Origin of the sequence: Sediminibacterium sp. (assembly GCF_019264485.1) — a bacterium.
Taxonomy (GTDB): Bacteria; Bacteroidota; Bacteroidia; order Chitinophagales; family Chitinophagaceae; genus Sediminibacterium.
The window spans coordinates 143,480-169,072 of sequence record NZ_JAHVAA010000006.1 but is presented as its reverse complement, the minus strand read 5'-3'; the positions used below and the strand labels follow the sequence as shown (position 1 = coordinate 169,072).

At 39.7% G+C, this 25,593-nt stretch carries 23 protein-coding genes; 13 read left to right on the top strand and 10 right to left on the bottom strand.

Annotated elements, in window-relative coordinates; translation table 11 throughout:
* Positions 1-83 precede the first annotated feature (83 nt).
* The 4 genes from KXJ59_RS03850 to rlmD all read right to left on the bottom strand — a co-directional run bounded on the left by KXJ59_RS03850 (position 84) and on the right by rlmD (position 4,572).
* Complete coding sequence (locus KXJ59_RS03850; protein ID WP_295201339.1) at positions 84-1,199, bottom strand: endonuclease/exonuclease/phosphatase family protein; 1,116 nt, start codon at positions 1,197-1,199, stop codon at positions 84-86.
* Between the two features lie 119 nt (positions 1,200-1,318).
* Entirely contained in the window at positions 1,319-2,245 is a 927-nt protein-coding gene (locus KXJ59_RS03845; RefSeq protein ID WP_295201338.1) for a rhomboid family intramembrane serine protease, read from the bottom strand.
* A 17-nt stretch (positions 2,246-2,262) separates the two neighbouring features.
* Entirely contained in the window at positions 2,263-3,108 is an 846-nt protein-coding gene (locus KXJ59_RS03840) for a rhomboid family intramembrane serine protease (RefSeq protein WP_295201337.1), read from the bottom strand.
* 39 nt (positions 3,109-3,147) lie between these two features.
* Positions 3,148-4,572 carry a 23S rRNA (uracil(1939)-C(5))-methyltransferase RlmD gene (gene rlmD, locus KXJ59_RS03835; protein WP_295201335.1) on the bottom strand — a complete coding sequence of 475 codons (1,425 nt, stop codon included), beginning with the start codon at positions 4,570-4,572 and terminating at the stop codon, positions 3,148-3,150.
* 100 nt (positions 4,573-4,672) lie between these two features.
* Here rlmD and KXJ59_RS03830 point away from each other — a divergent pair, with 100 nt between their 5' ends.
* Positions 4,673-6,166 (top strand): TlpA family protein disulfide reductase, encoded by a 1,494-nt coding sequence (locus KXJ59_RS03830; RefSeq protein WP_295201334.1) that lies wholly within the window; start codon positions 4,673-4,675, stop codon positions 6,164-6,166.
* Between the two features lie 37 nt (positions 6,167-6,203).
* Here KXJ59_RS03830 and metF read toward each other — a convergent pair whose 3' ends face one another.
* On the bottom strand, positions 6,204-7,157 hold the full coding sequence (metF, locus tag KXJ59_RS03825) for a methylenetetrahydrofolate reductase [NAD(P)H] (protein WP_295201333.1): 954 nt from the start codon (positions 7,155-7,157) through the stop codon (positions 6,204-6,206).
* A 129-nt stretch (positions 7,158-7,286) separates the two neighbouring features.
* Here metF and lptB point away from each other — a divergent pair, with 129 nt between their 5' ends.
* The 9 genes from lptB (at position 7,287) to KXJ59_RS03780 (ending at position 17,894) form a co-directional block, all read left to right on the top strand.
* Positions 7,287-8,075: an LPS export ABC transporter ATP-binding protein gene (lptB, locus tag KXJ59_RS03820; protein ID WP_295201331.1), complete on the top strand. Its 789-nt coding sequence runs from the start codon at positions 7,287-7,289 to the stop codon at positions 8,073-8,075.
* Between the two features lie 90 nt (positions 8,076-8,165).
* Entirely contained in the window at positions 8,166-9,680 is a 1,515-nt protein-coding gene (locus KXJ59_RS03815; protein ID WP_295201330.1) for a GH3 auxin-responsive promoter family protein, read from the top strand.
* 103 nt (positions 9,681-9,783) lie between these two features.
* Positions 9,784-10,539 carry a 3-oxoacyl-[acyl-carrier-protein] reductase gene (gene fabG / locus KXJ59_RS03810; RefSeq protein ID WP_295201329.1) on the top strand — a complete coding sequence of 252 codons (756 nt, stop codon included), beginning with the start codon at positions 9,784-9,786 and terminating at the stop codon, positions 10,537-10,539.
* Between the two features lie 164 nt (positions 10,540-10,703).
* Positions 10,704-11,033, top strand: coding sequence for a hypothetical protein (locus tag KXJ59_RS03805; protein WP_295201327.1), 330 nt, complete (start codon positions 10,704-10,706; stop codon positions 11,031-11,033).
* Between the two features lie 51 nt (positions 11,034-11,084).
* The gene (locus KXJ59_RS03800) at positions 11,085-12,650 is read left to right on the top strand and encodes a SulP family inorganic anion transporter (RefSeq protein ID WP_295201325.1); all 1,566 of its coding nucleotides are present in this window, start codon (positions 11,085-11,087) and stop codon (positions 12,648-12,650) included.
* The gene (locus KXJ59_RS03795) at positions 12,647-13,282 is read left to right on the top strand and encodes a carbonic anhydrase (RefSeq protein ID WP_295201324.1); all 636 of its coding nucleotides are present in this window, start codon (positions 12,647-12,649) and stop codon (positions 13,280-13,282) included. The genes KXJ59_RS03800 and KXJ59_RS03795 overlap by 4 nt, the downstream gene beginning before the upstream one ends.
* A 165-nt stretch (positions 13,283-13,447) precedes the next feature.
* Complete coding sequence (locus KXJ59_RS03790) at positions 13,448-15,154, top strand: ATP-binding cassette domain-containing protein (protein WP_295201322.1); 1,707 nt, start codon at positions 13,448-13,450, stop codon at positions 15,152-15,154.
* Positions 15,155-15,158: 4 nt separating this feature from the next.
* On the top strand, positions 15,159-16,508 hold the full coding sequence (locus tag KXJ59_RS03785) for an HlyD family efflux transporter periplasmic adaptor subunit (protein ID WP_295201320.1): 1,350 nt from the start codon (positions 15,159-15,161) through the stop codon (positions 16,506-16,508).
* Positions 16,509-16,514: 6 nt separating this feature from the next.
* On the top strand, positions 16,515-17,894 hold the full coding sequence (locus KXJ59_RS03780; RefSeq protein ID WP_295201319.1) for a TolC family protein: 1,380 nt from the start codon (positions 16,515-16,517) through the stop codon (positions 17,892-17,894).
* Here KXJ59_RS03780 and KXJ59_RS03775 read toward each other — a convergent pair.
* From KXJ59_RS03775 to KXJ59_RS03760, 4 genes are all read right to left on the bottom strand, one after another.
* Entirely contained in the window at positions 17,886-18,533 is a 648-nt protein-coding gene (locus KXJ59_RS03775) for a DNA-3-methyladenine glycosylase 2 family protein (RefSeq protein ID WP_295201316.1), read from the bottom strand. The genes KXJ59_RS03780 and KXJ59_RS03775 overlap by 9 nt on opposite strands.
* Positions 18,530-19,306 (bottom strand): enoyl-CoA hydratase/isomerase family protein, encoded by a 777-nt coding sequence (locus KXJ59_RS03770; RefSeq protein WP_295201313.1) that lies wholly within the window; start codon positions 19,304-19,306, stop codon positions 18,530-18,532. Before KXJ59_RS03770 ends, KXJ59_RS03775 begins: the two co-directional genes overlap by 4 nt.
* 64 nt (positions 19,307-19,370) lie before the next feature.
* Positions 19,371-21,416 carry a phenylacetic acid degradation bifunctional protein PaaZ gene (paaZ, locus tag KXJ59_RS03765; protein WP_295201312.1) on the bottom strand — a complete coding sequence of 682 codons (2,046 nt, stop codon included), beginning with the start codon at positions 21,414-21,416 and terminating at the stop codon, positions 19,371-19,373.
* A gap of 127 nt (positions 21,417-21,543) precedes the next feature.
* Positions 21,544-22,011 (bottom strand): DinB family protein, encoded by a 468-nt coding sequence (locus KXJ59_RS03760; protein ID WP_295201310.1) that lies wholly within the window; start codon positions 22,009-22,011, stop codon positions 21,544-21,546.
* A gap of 94 nt (positions 22,012-22,105) precedes the next feature.
* On the opposite strand from KXJ59_RS03760, the gene KXJ59_RS03755 reads away from it, so the two are divergent.
* The 3 genes from KXJ59_RS03755 to KXJ59_RS03745 all read left to right on the top strand — a co-directional run bounded on the left by KXJ59_RS03755 (position 22,106) and on the right by KXJ59_RS03745 (position 24,378).
* Positions 22,106-22,903, top strand: a complete 798-nt coding sequence (locus KXJ59_RS03755) for a DUF3667 domain-containing protein (protein WP_295201307.1) — start codon at positions 22,106-22,108, stop codon at positions 22,901-22,903.
* A 24-nt stretch (positions 22,904-22,927) separates the two neighbouring features.
* Positions 22,928-23,611, top strand: a complete 684-nt coding sequence (locus KXJ59_RS03750; RefSeq protein ID WP_295201305.1) for a hypothetical protein — start codon at positions 22,928-22,930, stop codon at positions 23,609-23,611.
* 77 nt (positions 23,612-23,688) lie between these two features.
* A complete protein-coding gene (locus tag KXJ59_RS03745) occupies positions 23,689-24,378 on the top strand; it encodes a hypothetical protein (RefSeq protein WP_295201303.1) in 690 nt (229 codons plus the stop codon).
* Here the strand turns inward: KXJ59_RS03745 and KXJ59_RS03740 are convergent.
* Entirely contained in the window at positions 24,375-25,580 is a 1,206-nt protein-coding gene (locus KXJ59_RS03740) for a GAF domain-containing sensor histidine kinase (RefSeq protein WP_295201302.1), read from the bottom strand. The two genes, KXJ59_RS03745 and KXJ59_RS03740, sit on opposite strands and share 4 nt — an antisense overlap.
* Positions 25,581-25,593 lie beyond the last annotated feature (13 nt).

Here is a 25,593-nt window from a genome sequence, read left to right as displayed (position 1 = left end):
GATCCTGAGCAGATCTCTTCATAGATCAACAACAGCAACAACAGATAAAGATGCATTTCAGCTTCATGATGTAGCGAAGATATTTATTTTTTCAATTGCAGATCAGAAACAAGCATGATATGGTCGCTCAGGCCCTCGTCTACCATATCAAACAGTTTAACCGTAAAATCGCCATTCGCCAGAATATAATCAATCCGCAGGGTAGGCGCCAGGGCTATAAAACTCCTCCCGATACCAAAGCCTTTTTTCAGGAATGCATCCTGCCAGATACCCTTGATATGAAAATATGTGTATGAATTAGGCACATCATTAAAATCGCCACAGATAATAGAAGGATAGGGGCTCTTATCCAACTCCTGCTTTACAATACCCGCCTGTACACCCCTTCGTTTAAAGGCCAGACGCATTTTTCGAACAATATTTTTGGAAGCCCGCAAGCCTTCGTCGTCCTGTACCCGGATTCTTTCCAGATCAGAATAATCGGCTTCTTTGAATTTAAAAGACTGGAGATGTGTATTAAATACCCTGATTGTATCCTTGCCTTTTACAAGATCGGCATAAATTAAACTTTCAGCAACCGGGTATTTCACTTTCCCTGTACCAGCAATAGGATATTTGGAAAAAATAATACAACCCGATTGGTATTCTCCTCCATTTCTCATGTAATCTTTTGAAAAATGATGATAAGGATAGGCTTTCCTGAAAAGCGAAAGATTATCCGATTCGGGGTTACCGCCTTCCTTGTGGTTGAATTCCTGTAAACACACGACATCGGGTTCAAATTTCAGAATCGATTCAACGAGTTCCGTTCTTGCCAGTTTCCTGGCCGTTTGGTTTTTGGTAAACCCATTAAAACTCTGGATGTTCCAGCTAACCACACGAATTAATCCTTCAGGTTTTCTTTCACTTACTGCAGAACCGGGTCGCCAGGCAAACACCACATTCACTTGCTGAAAGCCTATAAGTAGGGCAGCCAATGAAATCAGTGCCATTTTGGGCTTTACAATAAGCCAAAAAATTATAAATAAAATAAGCCCGATAATCAGATAAGGAGCCATGAGCCCGGTAAAACCTATCATCCACCATTTGGCTGTATTTAAAAAAGGGCTTAAACTGGCAAGCAGAAACAGCAGAACGATCGTCAGATTCAATATAACGATCAGGGTTTTAGTTACCCTTCGGAAAAAGCTCGTTGCCATGAGCTAAAATACTGATTAATGACAGTATCTAATTGAAAAAAATAAGCGTCAGATTTAAAGATTATTGCCCTACAGTTTTTAAGTCTGAGAGCTTACTATTATGATCGATAATATAAAAGTCAAATATCCTCCTTACTGGCTCTTTTAAGAAAGGCTTTTTCTTCATCGGTAAGAAACTGGTAACCCTGTTGATTGATTTTATCGAGAATTTCATCCAGTCTTTGTTGAGTGAGATTGGCTTTCTTTTCAAATGGTTTATTCTCTGCTTTATAAAAATGTTTCTCGGATGATGATTTTTGCCTATGCTTTTTTTCAGGATTAAAGAGATCATCCAGCCATTGTGCAAATTTATTCATCCATGCTCCCCAGTCCGATCCTCTCCGCATCTGACGGATATAGAAATAACCGATCATTCCTGCCATAAGATGTCCGGCTCCAATACCTGCATTACTGCTGGCCATTGTTGCAAAGTCAATGGCAACAAATATGAGTGTAATTACCCATAGTGGAATACCACCATTGATCAGAGGAAACACCCTGTAATTTGGCGCAAGTGTAGTGGTTGCTACTGCAATAGCCATCACAGCAGATCCTGCACCCAGCAGAGGCGCTACTGTTTGTACATTATTAGCCAGTACAGGAACCAGGTTATTCATAAGCAGGAAGGAAATACTTCCCACAAGACCACCGTAGATATAAATAGGAATAAGTTTATTGTTTCCTGCAAGGTCCTGTAAGATGAAACCAAAACACCATAACCACAACATACTACTGATCAGTTGCCAAATACTATGATGCGTAATTATAGCAGAGATTAAAGTCCAGGGACGTGTTAGAAAAATGTCTGTCTGAGCCGGGAGGCTCAACCAGTTTAATACCTGGCTGTAAAAGAATTCATCGGGTATCTCCGATAAATAATATACTACCTTAAGAAAGTTCACGATAACAAACATCAGCATGTTTACAGCAAACAGGAACACGAGTGAATTATTATCCTGCCCCAGTAATATTTTCCTGCTATTGCTTTTATAAGTTTGTATAGCCATATCGCACGGTTACTTTATTAATACAACGTTTTTCTGTTGGTTTTGTTCCAGGTTATCACAATCAGCAGACCCACAATACCGCCTCCTATATGCGCCCATCTGGCGACATTATCTCCGGCAGAATTTTGTACTGCATAAAATATTTCATACCCGAAGTAGAGTATCCCCAGCCATTTAGCCTTTACAGGAACCAGGAAATAGATATATATATAGGTATTTGGGAAGAGGTATACAAAGGCTGCCAGTATACCAAATACAGCCCCGCTTGCACCTACTGTTGCAGTATTCAGGCGACTCTCATAAAAAGAAGTGATATTACTTAATATTTGTTCTGTTATTTCAGTATTACCTGGAGCTGAACGCAGGTAAGTAATAAGCTCGGGTCTGTACCAGCTCAGCTCATATTTACGTCCGAAACTGAGTAAGGCATCTGTAAAACCAACCGGATCATTTTGCTGTTGTGCTACTAATGTAAAATCTCTGATAATGGGCGATAATTCATAAGAAAGAAAAAGCAGGTGCATTAATGCCGCGCCCAGTCCGCAAATCAGGTAAAAAGTAAGAAAGCGTTTGGCACCCCATACATTTTCCAATACAGAGCCAAACATCCAGAGGGCAAACATATTACCGATGATATGAAAATAATCATAGGTACTATGCATGAACATATGTGTAATGAGTTGCCATGGCTTAAACAATTCACTCTGCCAGGCATGTAAGGCAAAATGATCTTCAAAAGAAAAAACAGGGGCCACACCTTTTGAGAAAGTAATCTGTGCGAGAAAAAAAATACCATTAATGATCAACAGGTTCTTGATGATGATCGGTAATATCTCAAATCTTCCCGGTCTGAATTCTGTCATATTAATAACGCTTACGCGTATTTATTAGATAAAATAAAATTAGTCTCTCAACTTTAACTGCACCACATTTTCTATATGCAAGGTATGCGGAAACATATCAACAGGTTGAATTTTTGTGACCTTGTATTTCTCGTCCAGTAATGCCAGATCGCGCGCCTGTGTAGCCGGATTACAGCTTACATACACAACTGTTGGCGCGGCAATATCCAATAGTTTCCTCACCAGTTTATCATGCATGCCCGCTCTTGGAGGGTCAGTAATTACTACATCGGGTTTGCCATGTGTAGTAAAGAATACATCATCACAAATATCCACTACATCACCCGCAAAAAAAGCAGTATGCGTAAGTCCGTTGAGAATTGCATTCTCTTTTGCATCTTCAATTGCGTCGGCAATTACTTCCACACCCACTACCCTGGCTGCCTGCTTACTAACAAAAATACCAATGCTACCTGTACCACAGTACAGATCATATACAGTTTGTGAACCATCAAGTTCAGCAAAGTCGCGGGTTATCTGGTATAGTTTTTCAGCCTGTTTGGTATTGGTCTGAAAAAAGGATTTGGGGCTGATCTTGAATTGAAAATCTTCCAGTTTTTCAATGATATAACCTTTACCAGTATACACCTGCGGGTTAAGATCAAACAAACTATCGTTACGTTTGGTATTAATTGTATATAATAAAGTGGTGATCTCAGGGAAAGCTTTCAGCATTCCATTCAACAGCGCTTCTCGGTGTTCTTTGTCTTCATACCCCAGAATTACATTTACCATCAACTCCCCGGTGCTGGTATTTCTAACAAACATATTTCGCAACCAGCCCTGGTGTTGTTTAATATCATAAAAAGGCAGCCCATTGTCGAGCGTGTATGATGCTGCAAATTTCCGGATAAGATTGGTGGGCTCAGCCTGTAAATGACAGGTATCTATTTCCACTACTTTATCAAAAAAACCGCGTGCATGAAAACCGGCTGCACCGGGCAATTCATCAGGATTAATACCTTCTGTTTTCATCTGCCTGAACACATCTGCTGGAATATATTTTCTTGTGGCAAATGTATATTCCATTTTATTGCGGTAATAGCGGGTTTCACCGGCACCTGCAATGGGCATCATCTCCGGCAGTTCAATACGGCCAATACGTGTAAGATTATCTGTTACCTGTTTTTGTTTATACCTCAGTTGTTGTTCATAAGGAAGCATCTGCCACTGACATCCCCCACAAACCCCGAAATGAGCACAAAACGGCGCTACCCGGTCAGTAGAGAAGCTATTGATCTGAATAGTATGCCCCTCAGCCCAGTCGGACTTGTTTTTGGTAAGCTGAATATTCACCACATCGCCCGGAACGGCACCTTCAATAAAAATAACTTTACCATCTACCCTTGCCAGTGAACGGCCCTCGGCAGCATAGTCTTCTACCCTTATATTCTCTAAAATGATTCTTTTCTTTTGCTTTCTCACGTGGCAAAGGTAACTATGAAGATCCTGAAATGATGTATTTGACAGATGATTAACGAACCCATTTAAGTAATTAACTAAATTTGGGCCCAATTCTCAGGATATGAAGTATTGTTTCTTATGGCTGGCCTGTATGGCTTTATCATTAACCGCTTTTTCTCAACAGAAATCAGCAACATCAAAACCAAAACCCAAAGCACCGCTTAAGACCAGTCCAAAAACAGGCTCTACCGGGAGAAATATCTCCATTACACTTACCCCTTTAAAAAACTGTAAAGTATACCTGGGTAGTTATATGGGTACCGGCAGAACACTGGTTGATTCTGCCATGCTGAATGATAAAAGTCAGGGTGTTTTTAAAGGCGACAAAAAGCTAACGGGGGGTATTTATTTTGTGGTATCTCCGCAAATGACCATTCAGTTTGAGGTATTAATGGATAATGTTCAGCAATTCAGTATTGTAGGCGACACTTCTTTAAAAGACCAGGCTGTTATTCGTGGTTCTGTTGACAATGACCTCTTTAAAAGCTATACAGGTTTCTCTGTTGAAAAAGGGCAATTGATTCAACAACTTAGTAATGCTTACAAAACAGCTACCAATAAAGCCGATTCTATACGTTTGCTGGCTGCGCTCACCAAAGCAGACAAAGAATTACAGGACTACAGAGCGAATATCATGAAACAACATCCCAATTCTTTGCTGGCCATGTTGTTTAATACCATGAAAAGACCTGAGCTACCTCCAGTTCCAGTAGTAAATGGCAAAGCCGATTCTGCTTACCCATACCGCTATGTAAAAGATCATTTCTGGGATGATGTGTTATTTAGTGATGACCGGCTCCTGAGAACACCTTTTTTTGAGCCTAAACTCGATGATTATTTCAAATATTATGTTTCACCTGAGCCCGACTCACTGATTGAAGAAGTGAAATACATTTTACTTTCCGCACGAACTGGAAAAGAAATCTACCCTTATTTGCTCACCAAGTTCACCAACAAATACATGAATCCCGAATTCATGGGTCAGGATAAAGTATTTGTATACCTCTTTGAAAATTTTTATGCCAAAGGCGATACCACCATTCTCAATGCAAGCTCCCGTAAAACGGTAATTGAAAGAGCCTATAGCTTAATGGCCAATCAACTCGGCAAACCTGCACCAGTATTGAATTTAACAGATACAACCGGGAAAATCGTTCCACTTCACAGCATTAATGCTGCTTTTACAGTTGTAGCTTTCTGGGACCCCAACTGCGGGCATTGCAAAGACGAAATGCCACGCTTAGACTCATTTTACCGCCATAAATGGAAAAATATGAACGTGGCGATATATGGTGTAAACATTTATGAAAATGAGCTCCCTGCCTGGAAAAAATTTATCAGTGATAATAAATTATCAGGCTGGACACATACTTATCAAACCAAAGCTGCCCGAGATGCAGAAGAAAAAGCAGGTGCACCCAATTACAGGCAGCTATATGATATTTTTAAAACACCAACACTTTACCTTTTAGATAAAGACAAACGAATCATCGCCAAACAGCTAAGTATCGAACAGTTTGATGATTTGATTATGACGAAATCTAAGAACAAGTAAAAAAAATCCGGTCTTTTCAGACCGGATTTTTTTTATTTTAGACGAGTTCTTTTACCACGTTCCAGATTACTTTGGGTTTACCTAAAGTATAATAGTGTAATACAGGAACGCCAAAGGCTTTCAGTTCACGGCTTTGCTGTGTGAGCCACTCGGTACCTACCTGTTCACATTCCGCATCGGTCTTGCATTTCATAATGGCATTAGAAAGATCTGTTGGAATATCCACATGAAAAATGCGAGGCAAAACCGATAATTGTTTTTTATTAGTGATGGGTTTTAGTCCCGGAATAATCGGCACATTGATCCCCATGTCTTTACAGCTTTTTACAAAATCAAAAAACTTCTGGTTATCAAAAAACATCTGCGTCATGATGTATTCAGCACCCGCATCTACTTTTTCTTTGAGTTTGGCAAGGTCTATTTCGAGGTTGGGAGCTTCAAAATGTTTTTCGGGATAACCCGCCACGCCAATACAGAATTTGGTTTTCCCGCCATTCTTGATGTCTTCATCAATGTACAAACCATTATTCATATTATTTACCTGACGAATCAGTTCAATGGCATAATGATTACCTCCGGGTTCTGGTTCAAAAGCTGATTCATTTTTAGCAGCATCACCACGTAAGGCCAGTACATTATCAATACCCAGAAAATCAAGGTCAATTAAAGCATCTTCTGTTTCACGTTTGGTAAATCCTCCACAAATAATATGCGGTACCGCATCTACCTGGTAATGGTTCATAATGGCGGCGCAAATACCTACCGTACCCGGACGTTTACGTACTTCCACTTTTTCGAAAGTATTATCGGGTTTTTTCTTGAACATGGTTTCACTTCTGTGATAAGTAACATTGATCCATGATGGCTTAAATTCCATCAATGGGTCGAGGTGATCATATAATGAAACGATGGTCTTCCCTTTTAAAGGAGGTAATACCTCAAAAGAAATCAGCGTGTCTTTTGCCTGTTGTATATGTTCTGTAATCTTCATGCCTGCTTGCTTGCGGGTTCTAAATGGCTGCAATATACAGCCTTAACAGCTTTATAAAAACATCTGTTAATCCGGCAAACAGGTGCATTTCTGCAAATGAGAAGCCGTATTTTTGTTGAAACAAAGATTTTGAGTCTAACCATACATACCCAGCAACTGGTTAAGAGTTACAAGGGCAGAACCGTTGTAAAACAGGTAAGTATTAATGTGAACCAGGGCGAAATCGTTGGTTTATTAGGGCCCAATGGTGCCGGTAAAACCACCACTTTCTATATGGTGGTTGGACTGATTAAACCTGATGAAGGAAGTGTATTCCTCAACGATACCGATATTACCAAACTACCCATGTATAAAAGGGCGCAGATGGGTATTGGTTACCTGCCTCAGGAAGCCAGTGTGTTCAGAACATTAAGTGTTGAAGACAATATTCTTGCGGTGCTGGAGATGACTTCACTTACAAAGAAAGAAAGGATATATAAACTCAATCAGTTACTGGACGAATTTAACCTGCACCATGTGCGCAAAAATAATGGCGACAGTTTAAGTGGCGGCGAAAGAAGAAGAACAGAAATTGCCCGGGCATTGGCTGTTGATCCGAAATTTATATTACTGGATGAGCCCTTTGCAGGTGTAGACCCGATTGCTGTTGAAGATATACAGGGTGTAGTAGCCCGACTGAAATATAAAAATATCGGTATCCTCATTACTGACCATAATGTAAACGAAACCCTCTCTATTTGCGACCGCGCCTATCTGCTTATTGAAGGTAAAATATTTAAACATGGCACAGCAGAAGAACTGGCAGATGATGAACAGGTAAGGCGTTTATACCTCGGCACCAATTTTGAATTAAGAAGAAAAGACTGGATCATTGAAATGGGCAAAACACAAACAGCGCCTTCATCAATACACGAATAGCAGATTACTTACCTATCAGGAAATAATTTTAGCGACAGAGTCACAGATTAGTATTTATCAGCCCGATTCCTTATTTTGCTATTATCAACCATGAAACTGCTCAGTCCTGCTATATCACGTTTGGCCCGGTTCAGGCATTGGCGCATTGAGCAATGGATTACTGACCCCATAGCCACACAGAGAGAAGTGCTGCAAGACCTTGTAACACATGGACAGTACTCAGAATTTGGCCGCAAGTATGGGTTTACCTCTCTTTTTAATATCCGCAAATTCAAAGCGTCAGTTCCCATTCATGAATACGATGATCTGAAACCTTATATCGAAAGATTAATGCAGGGTGAGCAGCATCTTTTGTGGAACACCCCTGTAAACTGGTTTGCCAAGAGCAGCGGCACTACCAGCGATAAAAGCAAATTCATTCCCATTACACAGGAAAGCCTGGAAGACTGTCATTACCAGGCCGCAAAAGACGTACTCACACTGTATTATAATTACCACAATGAAAGTCATTTGCTTACCGGAAAGGGATTGGTTATTGGTGGCAGCCACCAGATCAGTAAAATAAATGAGGAAGTAAATTATGGCGATCTGAGTGCTGTACTCTTACAAAACACCCCCATCTGGGCAAACTGGATCAGAACACCAGAACTTTCTATTGCACTCATGGATGAATGGGAAGAAAAGATTGAAAAACTGGCCCAGTCTACTATCCCTGAAACCGTTACTTCTATTTCAGGTGTTCCTACCTGGACTTTGGTTTTGATAAAACGTATTCTTGAGATTACTGGCAAACAAACTCTTAAAGAAGTATGGCCCGATCTTGAATTGTACATACATGGGGGTGTATCTTTTACTCCTTACCGCGAACAGTTTAAAAAACTAATCGGGGAGGATTGTACCTATCTTGAAATGTACAATGCCAGTGAAGGCTTTTTTGCTGCACAGGACGACCCAAATGAAGAAGGCATGTTACTCTTCTTAAACCACGGCATATTTTATGAGTTTATGCCCGTAGAAGAATACGGGAAAAAAGACCCGCTTACCGTTGGTCTTGATAAAGTAGAAATGGGTAAAAACTATGCGCTTGTTATTAGTACCAATGGGGGTCTGTGGAGATACCTGGTGGGAGATACCGTTCAGTTTACCTCACTTAACCCATTCAGGATAAAAGTAAGTGGCAGGTTAAAACAATATATCAATGCTTTTGGAGAAGAAGTAATTGCAGACAATTCCGATAAAGCCATTACTATGGCTGCAGAAAAAACAGGATTGGTAGTTAAAGATTATACGGCTGCCCCTGTTTATTTTGGCGATCATAGCAAGGGCGCGCATGAATGGTTGATTGAGTTTGAAGAGCATCCTGCGTCAACTGATGCGTTTGCCTATGAACTCGATTGCGCACTCAAATCGTTGAACAGTGATTATGAGGCCAAACGTTACAAGGATATGGCATTAACACTTCCACAGGTACATGCAGTGCCAGCAGGTTTATTTAATCAATGGTTAAAAAGCAAAGGAAAACTGGGAGGACAACATAAAGTACCGCGACTCAGTAACGACAGAAAGTACATTGACGATATTAAACAGCTGATGACACTACGGTAACGCCCTGATTGTTTTTCTTTTTCCTTTTCTTTACCAGCAGGATGTCTTACACCTTGTATAAATTCACTTTATTTGTAGCCGTATTCTATCAAATACATTAACTATGAAACTACTTGAAGGAAAAGTATCGATTGTTACCGGTGCGGCCAGAGGAATTGGTGCAGCCATTGCAGTAAAACTTGCCGAACAGGGCAGCCATATTGCTTTTACTTATGTGAGTGACAGCAGTGCAGAAAAAGCAGCAGCGCTTGAAACACAACTAAAATCTTTAGGCGTTAATGCCAAAGCCTGGAAAAGCAATGCCGGCGATTTTGCAGAAAGTGAGAGCTTTGTTAACGATGTATTGAAAGAGTTTGGCGCCATTGACGTTTGCGTAAACAATGCCGGTATTTCCAAAGACAATCTTTTACTGCGCATGACAGCAGAACAGTGGGACGACGTGATGAATATTAACCTGAAAAGTGTATTCAACATGACCAAACAGGTTATTCGTCCAATGATGAAAGCTAAATCGGGCAGTATCATCAATATGAGTTCCATCATAGGTTTAAGAGGTAATGCAGGTCAGAGTAGTTATGCTGCGAGCAAAGCCGGCATCATCGGATTTACCAAATCTGTTGCACATGAACTGGGCAGCCGCAATATCAGGTGTAATGCCATCGCCCCGGGTTTTATTGAAACCGATATGACCCATTACCTGAAAGATGGTGATGCAGCTACAGATTTTCTGAAAAAGATCCCTTTAGGCCGTTTTGGTAAGGCGGAAGAAATTGCCAATACAACCCTTTTCCTTGCCAGCGATATGAGTTCATATATCACCGGACAGGTATTAAGTGCCTGTGGCGGATTAAATATCTAGATATGGAGACTGTCGTTATACTGCTTTTATAACGACAGTCTTCCCCTATTGAATACAGAATTTCACCGATTATTCAATTTGTAACCGTGTAATCACCTAATTTTCAACTGTTTACAAAACTAACGGGTAACTTATTTTTTTGTTAAACAAATGTTTAAGCTTGTATGTTGTTTCACAGGCGGTTACATTTGCAACTCATTATGGGTAAACGTATTATCAATATTTTTCTGATCCTGGTGCTGGCCATACAGATCCTTCCCATTCAACAAATGGGTAAGCTTTTGTATACCAATCAGTTTACAGAAGAAATACCCCATAGTCTCGATCATTCCGGAGAGCCTCAACAATCAGAATCAAAAAGTGATTTTATTTCTACCCCTGAGCTCTCTATGTTTCACCTGAAAGACTGCATTGGTCTCATTCATCCCGTTACCGCCGATGTGATTCCGCAGAATCATACAACGGAAATTCACGTACCCCCACCCAATTGCTAATCGTTTTACCGACTAGTCTGGTTTTCTATCTTTACTATTATAAACTAATGCATGAATAAATATTTAAAACATGCAGGTGCCGATGTATCTGCGTCTATTGTTGTCCTCCTCGTGGCTTTACCCCTTTGTCTGGGTATTGCACTCGGATCAGGAGCCCCACTCTTTTCAGGTATCATTGCCGGTGTGGTTGGTGGTATCGTTATTGGTGCATTAAGTGGATCACAACTAAGTGTTAGCGGACCTGCAGCAGGTCTTACTGTTATTGTTGCCACAGCCATTACCAAATTACAGGTATATGAGGCGTTCCTGCTTGCCGTAGTATTGGCTGGTTTGTTTCAACTGATTTTTGGCTTCATTAAAGCCGGTGTTATTGGCGATTATGTGCCCAATTCAGTCATTAAAGGAATGTTGGCAGCCATTGGTTTGATCCTGATCATGAAACAGTTTCCTCACCTGGTAGGATATGATGCCGATTTTGAAGGCGATGAATCATTTCTGCAGCCCGATCATGAAAATACTTTTACAGCCATGTTCAGTGCAGTAAAATATATTACACCAACTGCATTAATTATTGGTTCAGTTTCAATTGTTTTATTGATGGTATGGGAAAGTAAATTCATTAAATCAAAAAAATCACTGAAACTTGTTCCCGGTCCTTTAGTGGTGGTATTAATCGGAACTATTTTGAATGAATATTTCAAAGCATCACAACCAGCCTATGCATTGGACTCAAAACACCTGGTTACATTACCTGTAGCTACTGATGTTAGTTCCTTTGTTTCGTTCTTAACTTTTCCTGATATCGCTTTCCTGAAAAATCCTGATGTATGGGTATCTGGTATCACCATAGCTATAGTTGCCAGTCTTGAAACATTACTTGCAATTGAAGCGGCCGATAAATTAGACCCATTGAAAAGGGTAACCCCAACGAACAGGGAATTAAAAGCTCAGGGTGTAGGTAATATGGTGTCTGGTCTTATTGGTGGTTTGCCACTTACCTCTGTTGTAGTAAGAACTTCCGCCAATATTTCATCAGGTGCCAAATCAAAAATGTCAACCATTTTTCATGGTACTATGCTGATGCTTTGTGTAATGTTTATTCCAACCATCCTTAATAAAATTCCGCTGAGTTCACTGGCAGCAGTATTAATTTTTACAGGATACAAGCTGGCAAAAGTATCTTTATTTAAAGAGTTTTATCGTAAAGGATGGGATCAGTTTGTTCCTTTTGTAGTAACTATTGTGGCCATTCTCTTTACCGATCTGCTCGTAGGTATCATGATTGGTATTGGTGTTGGATTATTTTACCTGATCAGAAGTAATTTCAGATCAGCTGTAATGGTGGTAAATGATGATAATAATTACCTGATCCGTTTCCGAAAAGATGTTTCTTTCCTCAATAAACCCATCGTTAAAAAGAAACTCGAAGACGTTCCCCACAATGCCAATGTAATTATTGATGCTACAAGAGCCGACTTTATTGATAAAGATGTGATTGAAGAAGTCAATAATTTTCTTTGTCACGCACACCTTAAAAAAATTAAAGTAGAAATCAAGACTAGTCAGAGTAAATCAATGCATAATTTATTTGTTATTCCTCAAACTTCAGAAAAATGAAAATTTACGAAAAACTATTATTAGAAAATAAAGCATGGGCGGGTGAAAAAGTAAAAGTAGACCCGGAATATTTCAGCAGGCTGGCAGATATTCAAAAACCTGATTTCTTGTGGATCGGTTGCAGTGATAGCCGTGTACCGGCCAACGAAATTACCAATACACAACCTGGTGAAATTTTTGTACACCGCAATATTGCCAATCTGGTGGTACATACAGATGTAAACCTGTTAAGCGTATTAGACTATGCTGTAACACACCTGAAAGTAAAACATGTAATTGTTTGCGGTCACTATGGTTGCGGTGGTGTAAAAGCATCCATGACAAACCACGACTATAACCAGGTACTCAACATGTGGTTACGCAATATTAAAGATGTAAACCGCCTGCACCGCGATGAGTTAAATGCCATTACCGACGAGCAGCAAAAATTTGATCGCCTCGTTGAACTCAATGTACAGGAGCAGGTAATACACCTCGCAAAAACATCCATTATTCAACGCGCCTGGAAAAATGAACAGCGCCCTCATTTACATGGTTGGGTATATGGATTGAAAGATGGTTTAATTAAACCCGTTTTTGAAATGTCTGCCAATACCAATATTGACAGCCTTTACGAATACGACGACTTATAAATTTACCGGTCTGTGATGAATTTATTTTCATCACAGACCCTTTATCATCCAGTTCATAAAAATGTATTAAAAAACAGAAAATGAACTGTTTCGCAGAACAATTCACCAGATACTATGTTGTTCCTGCTTAGAAGTAACGATAACTTTCTTTGACAACTCAGCACTATGGCTCAACAAGCAAACGGCTCACCATCAGGTGCGGCCAGGAAATTTTTTGCACTACTTAAACTAGACCGAAAAGACGTATCAGCTATTTACGCTTTTTCGATATTGGCTGGTTTAGTACAATTATCTCTTCCATTGGGTATACAAACCATTATCAGTTTTGTAATGGCAGGATCTATTTCCACTTCTATCATAGTGTTGATTGTTCTCGTTGTAGCCGGTGTTTTTATCTATGGCCTGCTACAGGTACGGCAAATGCAGATCATTGAAAAGATCAAGCAGAAAATTTATACACGGTATGCACTTGAATTCGCCGACCGGATCCCCAAACTTGATATCGAAAAACTAGATCACTATTACCTGCCAGAGCTGGTAAACCGTTTTTTTGATACCATATCACTTCAAAAAGGTATTGAAAAAATTCTACTCGATGTACCCTCTGCTATTATCCAGATATTCTTTGGCATTATTCTATTATCATTCTATCATCCTGTATTTATAGGTTTCGGTGCTTTATTATTACTGTTGTTATACATCATTCTTCGTAATACGCTACCCAATGGTTTTGCTGCCAGTATGGCCGCAAGCGAGTATAAATACAAAACAGCATCCTGGCTGGAAGAAATATCAAGGTCTATCAAATCCTTTAAATACTCCAGAGGCACTTCGTTGAATATTGAAAAAACAGATCTACTGGTGAGCAGTTACCTTTTGTCAAGAACAAAATATTTTAGAATATTACTGGCCCAGTTCTGGAGCCTTGTAACATTCAAGGTTATTATTACAGCCACCATGCTGATTGTTGGCGTAATTCTACTTACCGACCAGCAGATAAATATTGGTCAGTTTATTGCAGCTGAGATTGTAATTCTCACTGTTATGAATTCTGTTGAAAAGCTTATCATTAATCTCGATAAAGTATACGATTCTCTCACCTCAATTGAAAAACTCGATAAAATAACCGGCAGTGAAACTGAAACCGGCGGAACAGAATTATTAGACAAACACACTGGTGGTTTGAGCATTCGTTTTACGGATTTGCGTTTTAGTTATCCCGACAAACAGTATGTATTAGATCAGATCAACTGCTCAATTGCACCTGGTGAAAAAATATGTGTGATGGGCACTTCAGGTTCAGGGAAGTCAACCTTACTGAGGTTATTGACAGGTGCTTTCAAAAATTTTGAAGGAAGCGTGTTGGTGAATAATATACCCATCGGTAATTACAATTTAAATAGCCTGAGGGCTTCAACAGGCATTTTGTTGAGTCAGCAGGATATATTTCAGGGAACCTTATGGGAGAATATCACTATGGGCAATAAAGATATTACCCTCGCTAATATTACGGATATAATTGAAAAATGCGGATTAAGTGCTTTTCTTGAATCATTACCACAAGGACTCGATACACAGCTTGACCCTACCGGTAAAAAATTGCCTACAAAAACCCGTAAAGGTATTCTGCTTGCAAGAGCATTGCTGGGTAAGAGGCAACTTGTATTGTTGGAAGAACCCTTCAACGGAATTGAAAATCATTATAAGATGATGGTACTCGATTTTCTTAAAAAAGACAGGGAAGCGACTGTTATTATTACTTCCAACGATCAGGAAGTAGCAATGCGGTGCGATAAAGTATTATACCTGACGCAAGGAAAAGCAACAGCCTTTGGCAGTTGGGAAACCATTTCTAAACAACTCAATGCATGATCATATGAGTAAATACCTTACCTGTGAACCGGAAGTAGAATTAAATAATACTAACATCCCCTCATTTCAAAACATCTACCATATCGGGAGAAGAAGCAGGGTAAAAAACTGGCTTTGGGGTTCTCTTGTGTTAATTATTCTATTGATGTTTTTACCCTGGACACAAAATATCCGGGCTACAGGTTTAATTACCACTTTAAGACAGGAACAAAGACCCCAGCAACTCAACTCAGTTATTGGTGGAAAAGTAGAAAAATGGTGGGTGAAAGAAGGCGATTTTGTTAAGCAGGGTGATACTATTTTACAATTAGGTGAAGTAAAAGTAGAATACTTCGATCCCGCATTACTTGAAAGAACAGGTATCCAGATTACTGCCAAAGAGAACGCCGGGGCTGGTTATGAAAATAAGGCACAAACATCCGTACAACAGATTGCGGCGCTGGAAGAAGGAAGAACACTTAAACTCTCACAATTGGATATTAAACTCCGGCAGCAGCAATTAAAAGTAGAAAGCGATAGTATAGACCTCAGTGCCGTAATAAATGAACTGAATATTGCCAGAAGACAAATTGATGCGGCTAAAGCAATGTTAGACAGTGGTGTAATTGCACTGATAGATTATGAGAGAAGAAAAATAAATTTTCAGAATGCCACTGCCAAGCGAATCGGCGCCGAAAATAAATTATTACAGAGTAAACAGGAACTAACGGCCCTCCGGATTGAAAAAAATTCAGTAGTACAGGATTATACAGACAAAATCGCCAAAGCCAGGGGTGAACAATACAGTGCCATATCTGATAAAGCCAGTAATGATGCTGAAGTAGCAAAGCTAAAAAATGCCTATGCTAATTATGATATGCGAAATAAACTTTACTATGTTACTGCCCCCCAAAGTGGTCAAATTACAAAAGCCCGTAAAGCCGGGATCGGGGAATTGTTGAAAGAGGGCGATATGATTGTTGAAGTAGTCCCCGATAAAATTCAGTACGCGGTTGAAATGTTTGTTACTCCAATGGATTTACCCCTGCTCTCCAGAGGACAAAAAATTCGCTTTGTGTTCGATGGTTTTCCGGCGATCGTATTCAGTGGCTGGCCCTCCAGTTCTTATGGCACATTCGGTGGTATTGTAACGGCCATCGAAAATTCTGTAAGCAGTAATGGTAAATTCAGGGTATTGGTAACAGAAGACCCAAATGAAAAGAGCTGGCCTACACAATTGCGTATTGGTGGTGGCGCCAACGGTATTGCATTATTGAAAGATGTAACTGTTGGTTACGAATTATGGCGGAATATAAATGGCTTCCCACCAGAATACTATCAACCCGTTAACCCAAATACCAGTATCGGAAAATAAGGCAGCATGAAATTAATCTATAGTATTCTTGGATTACTGCTTACCTGTTATTGCAATGCACAGGTATTTTATGCTGACGATTTTATAAAAATGGTACGCAGCAATCACCCTATGGCCAGACAAGCGCAAATTGGCATACAAAAAGCTGATGCAGATTTATTAAGTGCCAAAGGAGGTTTCGATCCTGTAGTTGCCATGGATGCCAGCAGAAAAACATTTGATGGAAAAAATTATTATTTCTATACCAACCCTGAAATAAAAATCCCTACCTGGATTGGTGCCGATATTAAAGCAGGAATTGAAAATAATGGAGGTCAGTTTTTAAGTTCAGAAATCACAGCCGGACAAACCAGCTATCTCGGCTTAACATTACCTGTAGCCAAAGGTTTACTGCTTGATAAAAGAAGGGCTACTTTACAACAGGCGCGTGTATTGCGTGAACAAAGTGAACAGGAACAATTAAATGCACTCAATAACCTGTTATTTGATGCCTATCAGGCTTATTGGCAGTGGACGGGCAGGTATCAATTATTCCGGATTTATTCAAGATTTGTAACAATTGCTCAGGATCGTTTGAGACTCGTAAAAATAGGTTTTTACAATGGCGAAAGAGCTTCAGTAGATACCATAGAAGCACTTACGCAGGTGCAGCAATTTCAACTTTTACAGAATGAAGCCCTGCTCCAGTATACTAACAGCACACTTGATTTGTCTAATTATATATGGGATGAAAGAGACAGTACTTATCTCCTCTCACCAACATACATTCCCGATACCACGGGCTTTTCAAAATATGTTATTCTGCCCGATGAATCAGCTATCATACAACAGGCTTTAACGGCAAACCCCCTATTGCGTATATATGATTTCAAGTTGAATGCACTTGAAATCGACAGAAAACTAAAGCAACAGAATATTTTACCTTCCATCGATTTGAAGGCCAACCTGCTTAACAGGGGTTACAACGTTTTCAAGGGATGGAACAGCGCCCTTTTTCAGAATAATTATGTATGGGGTATTGATTTTAAATTGCCTTTATTCATCAGAGAAGGCAGGGGCGAGTACAGGAAATCTGTACTTAAAATCAAGGAAACCTCTTATGAACTTTCTCTCAAGAGAAGAGAAACTGAAAACAAACTCAGATCATACCTGAATGAAACAAGTCAACTGCAACAACAATTAGTAATCAGTGAACAGGCTTACAAGAATTTTCAAACCATCTTAACAGCCGAATACCTCAAATTCAGGAATGGAGAGAGTTCTTTATTCCTCATTAATACCAGAGAAAATAAAGTGATTGAAACGGCTGAAAAATTAATCAGCTTACGTATCAAATATTTGAAAGCCAGGTATGCTGTTGACTGGTCTGCTGGTTTATTACGCTGACTTAAAAACGATTCCTTTTCTGCAGATATAGGCATGCCATAACAGAAAAGCAGCAATCGTTCTGTATGGTTTCCATGGTTCAATAACGGATAGCAGTTCTTCTTTTGTTGTATGCGACGGAAGCTGTTTTACATGCTTAAGACTGTTTACCAAAGCAATATCTCCGAAAGGAAAAATATCTGGACTGTGCAAACACATCATCAAAAAAACATCAACGGTCCAGTTACCGATACCTTTAATTTTTGTGAGTATTACACGAATGGTATCATCATCTTTATATATCAGGCTTTCCAAATCAAGATTACCACTTAACACCGCTTCTGCCAAACAGCGTGCGTAGGTTGTTTTTTGCCGGCTGAAATAACAGGCTTTCATTTCTTCATCAGAAAGGCGTAAAATATTTTCCGGATTGATGGCTCCTGTATATAATTGCAACTTATCAAATGCAGCTTTGGCTGAAGCCAGCGACACTTGTTGTTCCAGTATGATGTGAATGAGTGTAGAAAATGTTGGCTTACGGCTCCAACACGGAGCATAACCATATTCATCAATGATTTGCTGAAAACTCTTATCAATAACAGCCAGTTCATCACAAAGTGAAATAAAATTCTCTTCTCCGAATCTTTTTACCCCACTCATGGCTGCTTTTCCTTGAAGCGGGCTATGGCTTTTTTACTGTAGTCGCTGAGTATAAGCCTGCCGCTTATTTTGGCTCTTTCTTTCAGCAGTTCGTCCCAATGTTCTGTACCCGACCACAATATTTTTTTCATCTCACGTATTGCATCAGGACTCGATTGCGATAAAGTGGTAGTAAGCCGGTTAATAGAATCGTCCATACCAGCCACATCGGCATGCAGTTCAGCAAAAAGTCCTTTCCGGCGGGCCCAATCGGCCGGGCGCCACATAGATGCATCAATAGCCAGTTGCGAAAAAGCCGAAATGCCGATTTTTCTTTCAACTGCAGGTCCTACTACAAATGGACCAATACCTACAGCCAGTTCACTGAGTTTTACATCAGCACCTTCTGCAGCAATGGCATAATCGGCAGCAGCAGCAATACCTACACCCCCACCCACACATTTACCCTGAATACGGGCAACAATGAGTTGAGGAGTTGTACGCATGGCATTTATAACCTGTGCAAAGCCATTAAAAAATTTCGACCCCTGTGTTTCATTGGTAATAGATGCCAGTTCATCGAATGAGGCACCGGAACAAAAAACTTTCTCTCCAGCCGACCTTAGTACGATCACTTTTGTTTCAGGATTCAATCCTTCACTATGAATATCTTTCGCCAGGGCATCCAGTATTTGTCCGGGCAGAGAATTGCGTTGCGGATGATAAAACTCAATCGTGGCAATACCATGTTCTCTTTCTACTTTTACATAGCCTTCTTTAATTTCTTCGATCATAATCGCTCTGTTCTCTTGATAAAATACAATAAACCCAACTGTATTTTAAAGTTAATTAATCTTTTTATGCTTTCCGCTCCACCATTGTTAAAATGGTGGCTACACCTGTAATTTCACCTGTTTCATCCATAATTTCTACCAGCCACTTAACAATACCTTTATCAATATCTGCAGGTTCTTTTTTCTCTTGTCTTATTTTTTCTTTGCAGGTAAATCTTACCTGCACTTCTGCACCCGGATAAACGGGTTTGGTAAAACGCAGTTCGTCAATACCATAATTCAATAGAACCGGATTTTTTTCATAGCTACTTACAAACAAACCCGCCGCTATGCTCATAATCAGATATCCGTGGGCTACTTGTTTTTCAAACATGGTGCCAGAGAAATCAGTATCACGCAGGTGTGCATAGAAATGATCGCCACTCAGGTCTGCAAACCGATCAATATCTTCAGCAGTAATCAGTCTTTTTTCAGTCAGCAACTGATCACCAATCTGCAATTCATCAAAATATTTTTTGAAAGGATGGATGCCATTTGTATTACCTTTTGCACCAGCCTGGTATACATTACTGATAGCAGTAATCATTTCAGGCGAGCCCTGAATAGCCACCCGTTGCATATAATGTTTCACACCACGAATACCTCCCATCTCTTCACCGCCGCCTGCCCTTCCCGGACCGCCATGCACCAGTAATGGCAAAGGTGAACCATGACCAGTACTTTCTTTGGCACATTCCTGGTTCAGTACCAATATACGCCCATGATATGGGCCCGCACCCAATACATATTGTCTGGCTATTTTTCTGTTGGCTGTAACTACAGAACTCACCAATGAACCCTTTCCCATTTTTGCCAGTGCAATAGCATCATCTATATGCTTGTATGGCATTAATGTTGAAACCGGTCCAAATGCTTCAACTTCATGTACTTCTTTTGAATGAAAAGGATTTTCATTCAGTAATAATATCGGGCTTATAAATGCTCCTTTGGCTGCATCTGCATCAATCAATTCAACACTGTCAAGTGATCCATAAATAATTTGTGAGGAAGCCAGCAATTTCTGTACCTGTGCCTTTACTTCTTCCTTTTGCGATAAGCCTGCCAGTGAACCCATTCTTACTTTTTCATTCAGCGGATTACCAATCGTAGTTTGTGAGAGGGCTTTACCCAATGCAATCTGTATGTCTTCAATTTTATTTTCCGGCACAAAAATTCTCCTGATAGCAGTACACTTTTGTCCGCATTTAGTGGTCATTTCTTTTCGTACTTCTTTCAGAAAAATATCCCACTCAGGCATATCGGGTGTTACGTCATCGCCCAATACAATACAGTTAAGCGAATCGGCCTCCATCGTAAAGGGAACATTATTACCCAGGATAGCGGGTGTTGATTTCAACATTAATCCTGTTGTAGCAGAACCGGTAAAAGTTACCACATCCTGTTCTGTTACGTGTTGTAATATATCACCGGCACTTCCACAAATCAATTGCAGTGCGCCTTTTGGAAGAATACCGGAAGCAATAATTTCTTTTACTACACTTTCTGTAAGATAGGATGTTACAGTTGCCGGTTTAACAATGGCAGGTACGCCGGCCAAAAGGTTTACTGCAATTTTTTCCAGCATACCCCATACCGGAAAGTTAAATGCATTAATATGAATGGCTGTGCCTTCTTTGGGCACCAGTAAATGGTGTCCCATAAAAGTGCTGCCCTTACCTAAAATATGTTGCTCTCCATCGAGACAATATGCTTCATCAGGAAATTTTCTGCGTAAAGATGCATAGGAGAATAAATTACCAATACCGCCTTCAATGTCAACCCAACTGTCGGCTTTGGTGGCGCCGGTCTGGTAACTTACCTGATAAAAACGATCGAGATGATTCCTTAAATGAAGGGCAAGACTTCTCAACATGAGTCCACGTTCATGAAAACTCATTTTCCGAAGAGCGGGATTACCTTTGGTTCTTGCGTAATCCAATATAGCTTTGAAATCAATTCCTTTTGTTGATGCTGTTGTAATCTGCTCACCGGTTACTGCATTAAAAAGGGGCTGCCCCTCACCATCTCCAGTGATCCATTTTCCAAGGATATAATTTTCAAGTTTTGCCATTTCTATCGTTTAGATGGCAAAGCTAACGATTGATAGCTTTAGTTGAAGATTGTAATTAATTAAAGCCACAGATTCACAGATTTTAAAACAATACTCTGTGAATCTGTGGCTGTATTCCAACACAAAATCATCGTGGTAATAACCCAAACTGGCGGGCATGATGGGTTACATGTTTATAATGCAGCAGTACCCATTCTTCAAAATTTAACCAGCCAAAAACCGGATGAGCAGTTGTTCTGGCAGGGTCGGCTTCAAAATAGACAAAGAAAGCTTCAATCGTATTCCTGAGTTGTTGAACGGCCGATGCCAGATCGGGTTGTCTTGTTGGTAGTGGTTCTTCCGGTAAAACAGGGGCTTTTGTATTCTCCCTAAATTGTTTATCGCTTAATAAAAACTCCTTGAATTTGGGCAGGTGTTCCTCGGGTGTTACCAATGGAAAATGCAGCCGATCTGTTGATACCATAAAGAAACCCGTTACATGTTCCACCATTTGCTGTGCATTCATTTTACCCCATACTGCTTCTGCGTCTGGTGATAAATGATCGAGTAAGGTTATAAACCCTTCCCGTATAAAAGCCGCTTTTCCCTGATCCATAAGAATTTTCTTGAAAGGTAGGTGAATTACAGTTCTATTAATTCATCATAAAGAATAGAAAAAACAGTCATTCTTATTTATATTCGTAAACACCATGAACAACTGCTTAAACTGTAATCATCCGCTACTCGAAGGACAGCATTTCTGTTCCAACTGCGGACAAAAAGCGGCTTTAAAAAGACTTAACCTGCATGATATATGGCATGATGTAGTACACTATTTCACACATGCTGATAAGGGTATTTTCCAGTTACTCCGCGCATTGATTACAAAAACCGGAACTGTTGCCAGGGAATTCGTAACAGGCAAAAGAAAAAAATATTTTCCTCCACTGAATTTTTTTCTCATCGTTGCCGCCTTGTATGTATTTATGAACAGTGTGTTGAGTTATTCAAATACAGCAATAAGACAAGGCAACAAATCCAATAGTTATACCACTCAGCAAAGCAAAACTACCATTTCGGCCGAACAGCAAAACATGGCTCGCAAAATGGCCCCTATTAATCGCTTCTTTGCTAAGTATTCGAATTTCGTCGCCATGTTTGCAGCACCATTTATCAGTTTGCTGATATGGCTGGTTTACCTGAAAGGACCTTATAATTTTACCGAACACCTTGTAGCCAACCTCTACCTCATCGGTTTTACCAATCTCGTCCGGTGTATGATTTATTCACCAATACTGGCTTTGTTACATATTCATCCCGGACTAAAATCTGCCAGTTATATTTTTGTTTTGTTTGAAATACTGTACCGAACTATTTTCTATTACCATTTTATGGGTGAATTTACCACCAGGGGTAAAGTCAAATCCTTTGGACTTGCTATTCTTACTGCAATGGCCTGGTGGTTGCTCATATCTGGCTTCATTTTTGTGTATCTAATGATGAATTGATCTGCCTACTATAAAAACTGTAACATGAAATTTGCTACTTACCTGATTCTGCTCTTAGCACCCAGTATTATAAATGCCCAGGGGCCCAGTGAAATCAATTTTTTTATGCGCGATGCCAATGGCCGCATTCTTGATGGTTTTACCAAGAATTATAAAATGGAAGGAAGCCCGTTACTACTGAAAGATTTCTGCAATGCAAGCATAGTTTCAACCCGTGGTAAAAGCTATAACAATATACCAGCCAATATTAATCTCGAAACCAGTGAACTGATTTTCCAATCGCCAGACAGTCAAATAATGGCGGTAAACATTCCTGTATCACGTGTGGTATTTAAGGATTGTGAAACAAATGAAAAGAAAGTCTTTTTATCTGGTTTCAGCCCCATAGATCGTTTAACTGAACGCAGTTTTTATCAATTACTTGATTCAGGCACAGTTTTATTACTGAAATCTTACCAAAGTAATTTTTCAGAATCAAGGGGTTATTCTGAATCCATACCTACAAGGGTATATGAACAAACCACTGCTTATTATGTGTTTTTGCCTGCACAGGGGCTTGTAAAAATTCCAAGATCTATCTCTGATATCCCTGGTTTATTTGAAAAAGAAAAGAAAGACAAACTCAATAGCTATATACGCACCAATCAGCTAAAATCAAGAAATGAAGCAGATTTGACCAGGCTTTTTGCTTATTACAATTCATTATAAAGGCACAATATCTTATGCAGATATTTTAACATGTTTTACAGTTGTAATGTTGTATATTTCAGGTATAAATCAGCAATATGAAAAGGTTCTTTTGTTTTTTTCTGATGCTTGGTTCTGTTTTAATTACCGAGGCACAGAACACAATTACAGCACCCAACCTTGGTGATTTACCATTATGGTCACCAGAAAGGAACAGAAACAATAGAAAAACTGAAGGCTCTCCTTTTTTATTAAAGCAATTTGTCAATGCTACCATTTACCTCGATCGCAACAAAGCCATTGCCAATATTCCCGCAAACCTGGATCTTGAGAATAATGAGATTGTAGTGCTGGATGAAAAAAAGAAACTGTTTGCTATTTCTGTACCGGTGTACAGGGTTGTTTTTGAAGATGAAACGACGGGCCAGGAAAGAACGGTTTTATCGGGTCTTCCTGCGATCGATAAACAGACAGAAAAAAGTTATTATGAGTTGCTGCATCCTGGCAAAACCAATCTCCTAAAAGTTATTACCCTTTACTGGTCTGAGTCACGCGCTTATCATGAGGCGGTTCCCACAAGAAAATATGAACAGTCTCCAACCTATTATATTTACAATGATAGTAGAGGCATGATTAAATTACCCAAATCGCCACAGGATATACCTGTTGCTATTAATGCACAACAGGCAGGTAAATTATCAAAACTCGTTCAGGAACATCAATTAAACCTGAAGACAGAAACCGATTTAATAAAGTTGATGGATTTGTACAATACCAGTGATTACTAGCTGATTGGTAAACGAATTTCAAATGATGACCCTTTCTCTTGCTCAGATTCGATTGTAATACTGCCATTAAGTTTATGAACAAGATGCTTAACCAGTTTCAAACCAAACCCATAACCTTTTTCACCGCCTGTACCATCAGATGATTCTGCCTCTCCCTTCTGGATTTCATGTACAGTAGCAGCGTCCATTCCACTACCTGAGTCCTTCACTTTAATAACAAGGTGTTTTACTTTTGTAATCTGTATTGATAATGCAACTGTTACACATCCGTTAAGCGGTGTAAACTTGATCGCATTAGAAATCAGGTTTCCGGTGATCTGCAATAATTTATTTTTTGAGAAAGGAATATCATCTGTTTTAGCATCGGCCAGCACAGAGAATAAAATCTTTTTATTGACAGCCTGTGGCGCAAATAGTTTTTCAATCTTTTCTTTAAAAGTCAGGAGATTGTATTCATTTAAACCCGGCTCTGCTGCATTTTCCTTTTTCTTTTCTGAACTCAATATTTCATCTGCCAGCTCAAGTAACGAATGCCCGCCTTTCTGTATCATAGACACCAATTGCAGTACTTCCTCCAGTTTATTTTCATTACCCTGTTCGCTGATGATTTGTGCCAGCCCAACTATACCCGACAAAGGGCCGCGTATATCGTGTGCTACCTTTTTCTGTGTTTCTCTCGCTTCTTTTACCCGGTTTTTCAGTCCGTTAATAACACGGGTTATCATTAGCCGGTTAACAATTTCATCCGCAATGATCTTCAGCATTTCTACTTTTTCTGGACTGATTTCTTTTCCAACCGTATCAAGTACACAGAGAGCCCCTAATTGGATGCCATTATCTGCCTGTAGTGGAACACCAAAATAATACCGGAGATTGGGATCATCTTTTACATAGAATTTATCCCTGAATCTTGCATCAGCAGAAAGATCTTTTACTTCAAAGAAATTTTCTGTTACAATCGTATACTGACAAACAGAATCTTCTCTGGGCATTTGCTGTATATCCAGTCCGTAATTACTAACCGACCATTGAGTGAAAGAGTCGATCAGGTTTATCAGCGATATATCTGTACCCGCCACTTTCGCCGCCAGTTTGGTTAGCTCTTTAAATTGCTCATCCAGTGAAGAATAATCGAGATCAAACTCAGACAGCTCAATCACTCGCTGCATTTCATTTTCGGGAACGGGTGGAGTTATTGTCATATATAATAGGAAT